Source organism: Actinotalea ferrariae (genome assembly GCF_019733465.1).
GTDB lineage: Bacteria > Actinomycetota > Actinomycetes > Actinomycetales > Cellulomonadaceae > Actinotalea > Actinotalea ferrariae_A.
On sequence record NZ_JACVQL010000322.1, the window covers coordinates 1 to 5,019 of the forward strand.

The following is a 5,019-nucleotide window of genomic DNA, read 5'->3' on the forward strand; positions in this document are numbered from 1 at the left end:
CCGCGCGAGCGGTCGACGAGGCGGCCGCGGCCCTGCGCTGAGGCGCGCGGCACGAGCCTGCCTGATGACGGACGTGCGGCCCGCGAGACCGGGGCCCCACGGTCCGTGCAGCGCCCGCCACGGACGCACGTCGGGCTGCTCGCGCCGCACGGCCCGGGCGCCCGCGTGGTGCCGGACACGCGTTCTGGCGCGTGACCTGCGCCGCCGCTCGTGGACGACGTTGCCGTCGACCCCCGGGGATCGCTAGGTTCGACGCGATCCGCCACCCCGACCCCTCGTGAAGAAGGTGACCCCGCGTGGCCCTACCCCCGCTGACTCCCGAGCAGCGCGCCGCGGCGCTCGAGAAGGCTGCCGCCGCCCGCCAGGCTCGTGCCGAGGTGAAGAACCGCCTCAAGTACTCCCAGGGTTCGCTCGCGGAGGTGATCGAGCAGGGCCGTACCGACGACGTCATCGGCAAGCTCAAGGTCTCCGCGCTGCTCGAGTCCCTCCCGGGCGTCGGCAAGGTGAAGGCCCGCGCGATCATGGCCGACATCGGCATCTCGGAGACGCGCCGGCTGCGGGGCCTCGGCCCGCACCAGGCGCAGGCTCTCATCGAGCGGTTCGGCTGACCGGCGTCTTGGGTGACACGTCCCCCGCGCGTCTGACCGTCCTCGCCGGCCCCACCGCGGTCGGCAAGGGGACCGTCTCGGCGGACATCCGCGAGCGGTACCCCGAGATCTGGCTCTCCGTGTCCGCGACCACGCGGGACCCCCGGCCGGGCGAGGTCGACGGCGTCCACTACCACTTCGTGGGGCCCGAGGCGTTCGCCGAGATGGTCGCTCGCGGCGAGCTCCTCGAGTACGCCGTGGTCCACGGGCGCAACAGCTACGGCACACCGCGGCAGCCGGTCCTCGACCGGCTCGCCGCGGGCCGTCCGGCGCTCCTCGAGATCGACCTCGCGGGCGCCCGTCAGGTGCGGCTCGCGATGCCCGAGGCGAGGTTCGTCTTCCTCGCCCCGCCGTCCTGGGAGGAGCTCGTGCGCCGCCTCGAGGGCCGTGGCACCGAGGACGCGGAGGAGCGTGAGCGTCGGCTGACGACGGCCCGCGTCGAGCTCGCTGCCGCGAGCGAGTTCGACCACGTCATCGTCAACGACGACGTGCGGCGCGCGACGGACGAGCTGGTCGAGGTGATGGGCCTGGCCAGGCGGTAGGATGGGGCGTCGCCCAGGCGTGCGCCGCGTCGCCCGCCTCCGGGCAGGCCCGGCCGGAGACCTGGCAGGGCAGCGAGACCGGACCCCGGTCGACCGCCTGGCGCCACCCCGCACCACCGCGCCGAGGGTGGCTCGCGCACGAGGACCTGAGAGAACACGGAGCTGCACATGGCTGGAACCGTCGCCGCACCCGAGGGCATCACCGACCCGCCGATCGACGAGCTGCTCGCCGCGGCGGACTCGAAGTACGCGCTGGTCATCTACTCGGCCAAGCGTGCCCGGCAGATCAACGCGTACTACTCGCAGCTCAACGAGGGCCTGCTCGAGTACGTCGGCCCGCTCGTCGAGGCGCGCCACCAGGAGAAGGCGCTGTCGATCGCGATGCGTGAGATCAACGCCGGCCTCCTCACGGTCACGCCGACCGAGGGCTGACCCACCCCACCACCCACCGGAGGGCTGACGTGCGGATCGTCCTGGGCGTCAGCGCCGGCATCGCCGCCTACAAGTCGGCGCTGCTCCTCCGGCTCCTCACCGAGGCGGGCCACGACGTGCGCGTCGTGCCGACGCCCGCCTCGCTGCAGTTCGTCGGTCGCGCCACGTGGGAGGCCCTCTCGGGCCACCCCGTGACGACCGACGTCTGGGACGACGTCGCCCGCGTGGAGCACGTCTCCCTCGGCCGCGAGGCCGAGCTCGTCGTCGTCGCCCCCGCCACGGCGGACCTCCTCGCCCGCGCGGCGGGCGGGCACAGCGACGACCTCCTCACGGCCGTGCTCCTCACCGCCCGGTGCCCCGTCCTCATGGCGCCCGCGATGCACACGGAGATGTGGGAGCACCCCGCGACGCGCGCCAACGTCGCCACGCTGCGGTCCCGCGGCGTGCACGTGCTGGACCCGGACAGCGGGCGGCTCACCGGTCCCGACACCGGTCCCGGCCGTCTCCCCGAGCCCGCGGTCATCGCGGCCGCCGCGCTGCGGCTCGTGGGGCAGACCCTGCCGGACGCCGACGGCGACGGCACAGGCGACGGCGTCGTCACGCTGAACGGTGGCGAGCGGGCGCCCGACGAGAGCACGACGCGCGGCGACGGGGGCCAGGACCTCGCCGGGCTGCGCGTCGTGGTCTCCGCCGGCGGGACGCGCGAGCCGCTCGACCCCGTGCGGTACCTGGGCAACCGGTCGACCGGGCGTCAGGGCTGGGCGCTCGCCCGCGCCGCCGCTGCGCGGGGTGCGTCGGTGACGCTCGTGGCGGCGAACGTCGAGCCCTCCGTGCTGACCCCATCGGCACCCGACGACGTCGTCGTGCGGCCCGTCGAGACCACCGCGGAGCTGCGCGCGGCGGTGCGCGAGGCCGCGGCCGACGCCGACGTCGTCGTCATGGCGGCCGCGATCGCGGACTACCGGCCGAGCACCACCGCCGAGCACAAGCTCAAGAAGAGCGACGGGGCCGGGCTGACGCTCGAGCTCGTCCAGAACCCCGACGTCCTCGCCGAGCTCGCCGCCCAGCGGCTCCGCCCCGGACAGGTCGTCGTCGGGTTCGCGGCCGAGACCGGCGACGGCACCGGCGACGTGCTCGACCACGGGCGCGCCAAGGCGATCCGCAAGGGCGCCGACCTCCTCGCGGTGAACGCCGTGGGTGGTGGACGCGGGTTCGGGACGCCCGACAACGAGGTGACGCTGCTCGACGCGACGGGCGCGGAGGTCGGCCGGGCGGCCGGCTCGAAGGACGCCGTCGCGCATGCGCTGTGGGACGCCGTCGTGCGGCTGGTCCCGCCCCCCGTCGACAGCGCCTGACCCGCCGCCACGGGACGGACGGTCGTCCGGGGAGCAGTCGCGGCCCGACTACGCTGACGACCATGAGCGACGACCTGCGCCTGTTCACGTCCGAGTCCGTGACGGAGGGGCACCCGGACAAGGTGTGCGACCAGATCTCGGACGGCATCCTCGACGCGATGCTGGCGCAGGACCCGACGGCACGCGTCGCGGTCGAGACCATGGTCACCACGGGCCTGGTCCACGTCGCGGGCGAGGTCACCACGGAGGCCTACGTCGAGATCCCGCAGGTCGTCCGCGAGGTCCTCAACCGCATCGGCTACACGTCCTCGACGATCGGCTTCGACGCGCACTCGTGCGGCGTCTCCGTGTCGATCGGGCAGCAGTCGCCCGACATCGCCGCGGGCGTGGACAAGGCCTGGGAGCTGCGTCAGGACGCGACGGCCGACGGCTTCGACGACCCGCTCGAGGCGCAGGGCGCCGGTGACCAGGGACTGATGTTCGGGTACGCGAGCGACGACACGCCGTCGCTGATGCCGCTGCCGATCTGGCTCGCGCACCGCCTCGCCGAGCGGCTCGCGATGGTCCGCAAGGAGGGCACGCTCGACTACCTGCGGCCCGACGGCAAGACGCAGGTGACCATCGGGTACGACGGCGACCGGCCCGTGCGGCTCGACACCGTGGTGCTGTCGACCCAGCACGACCCGGGCATCCCGCTCGACGCGCGCCTCGCGCCCGAGGTCGCCGAGCACGTCGTCCTGCCCGTGCTCGAGGACCTCGACCTCGACACCGTGGGCCACCGCCTGCTCATCAACCCGACGGGGCAGTTCGTCATCGGCGGCCCGCAGGGCGACGCCGGCCTCACGGGCCGCAAGATCATCGTGGACACCTACGGCGGCATGGCGCGGCACGGTGGCGGCGCCTTCTCCGGCAAGGACCCGTCGAAGGTCGACCGCTCCGCCGCGTACGCGATGCGGTGGGTGGCGAAGAACGTCGTCGCGGCCGGCCTCGCCAAGCGGTGCGAGGTCCAGGTCGCCTACGCGATCGGCGCGTCGCACCCCGTCGGCCTCTACGTCGAGACGTTCGGCACCGAGACGGTCCCGGTCGCGCGCCTCACGGCCGCAATCCGTGAGGTGTTCGACCTCCGTCCCGGCGCGATCGTGCGCGACCTCGACCTGCTCCGGCCGATCTACTCGCGGACGGCCGCCTACGGGCACTTCGGCCGCGAGCTCGCCGACTTCACCTGGGAGCGCACGGACCGCGTGCTCGACCTCCACGCCGCGCTGTCCTGAGGGGGCCGCGGCCCACCGGGACGCAGGCCGCGCGCGGCCGGGCGTCGTCGGCGGCGAGCAGCGCGCCGCCTGTGGGCGACGCCGGCGTGACGGTGGCTCGTGATGGGATGGGCGACGTGGCGTTCGAGGAGGGATCAGCGGTCCAGCTGACCCTGGGCGGGCTGCCCGCACCGCGGCGTCCGCGGCGACGCCCGCCCGGCACGGTCGCGACGGAGAACCCTGTGGCGCTGGTCGCCGTCGACCGGTCGCAGCCCCACCTCGACCGGCTCTTCGAGTACTCGGTCCCCGAGGCGATGTCGGCGGACGCCCGTCCCGGCACGCGGGTACGCGTGCGCTTCGCGGGTCAGGACGTCGACGGGTACGTCGTCGAGCGGCGCGACGAGGCCGAGCACGACGGCGAGCTCACGTCGCTGCGACGCGTGGTCTCGGGCGAGGTCGTGCTCGCGCCGAGCGTCCTGGCGGCTGCCAGGGCGGTGGCCCGGCGGTACGGGGGGACCCTCGCGGACGTCCTCCGGCTGGCCGTGCCGCCCCGGCACGCCCGTGTCGAGCAGGAGGTCTGGGACACCGACGACGCGGACGGCACGCCGGTCACGGGCGGCGCGCCAGGGGCGAGCAGCACGCCGCCGACGCACGACGCTCCGGTCGAGGGCCGCACGCCCCGAACCTCCGGGTCCGGCGCCGAGGCGACGGCGCGGTGGGCGGAGGTCCCCGGGGGCGGCGCCTTCCTGCGCCGGACGAGCGCGGGCGAGGCCCCGCGCGCCGTGTGGCAGGC

5 protein-coding genes and 1 pseudogene are annotated in these 5,019 nt (G+C 75.0%); all 6 read left to right on the forward strand.

What is annotated here, in order from left to right; all coding sequences use genetic code 11:
• Window positions 1-296 precede the first annotated feature (296 nt).
• A complete protein-coding gene (mihF, locus tag ICW40_RS18915) occupies window positions 297-608 on the forward strand; it encodes an integration host factor, actinobacterial type (protein ID WP_182111168.1) in 312 nt (103 codons plus the stop codon).
• Between the two features lie 8 nt (window positions 609-616).
• Entirely contained in the window at window positions 617-1,189 is a 573-nt protein-coding gene (gene gmk, locus ICW40_RS18920) for a guanylate kinase (protein WP_260459459.1), read from the forward strand.
• Between the two features lie 168 nt (window positions 1,190-1,357).
• Window positions 1,358-1,621 (forward strand): DNA-directed RNA polymerase subunit omega, encoded by a 264-nt coding sequence (gene rpoZ / locus ICW40_RS18925; RefSeq protein WP_182111167.1) that lies wholly within the window; start codon window positions 1,358-1,360, stop codon window positions 1,619-1,621.
• A 29-nt stretch (window positions 1,622-1,650) separates the two neighbouring features.
• Entirely contained in the window at window positions 1,651-2,976 is a 1,326-nt protein-coding gene (locus tag ICW40_RS18930; RefSeq protein WP_221655544.1) for a bifunctional phosphopantothenoylcysteine decarboxylase/phosphopantothenate synthase, read from the forward strand.
• Between the two features lie 62 nt (window positions 2,977-3,038).
• On the forward strand, window positions 3,039-4,247 hold the full coding sequence (gene metK / locus ICW40_RS18935; protein WP_221655545.1) for a methionine adenosyltransferase: 1,209 nt from the start codon (window positions 3,039-3,041) through the stop codon (window positions 4,245-4,247).
• A gap of 107 nt (window positions 4,248-4,354) precedes the next feature.
• Window positions 4,355-5,019, forward strand: a pseudogene (locus tag ICW40_RS18940) (primosomal protein N'); the annotation flags it as partial.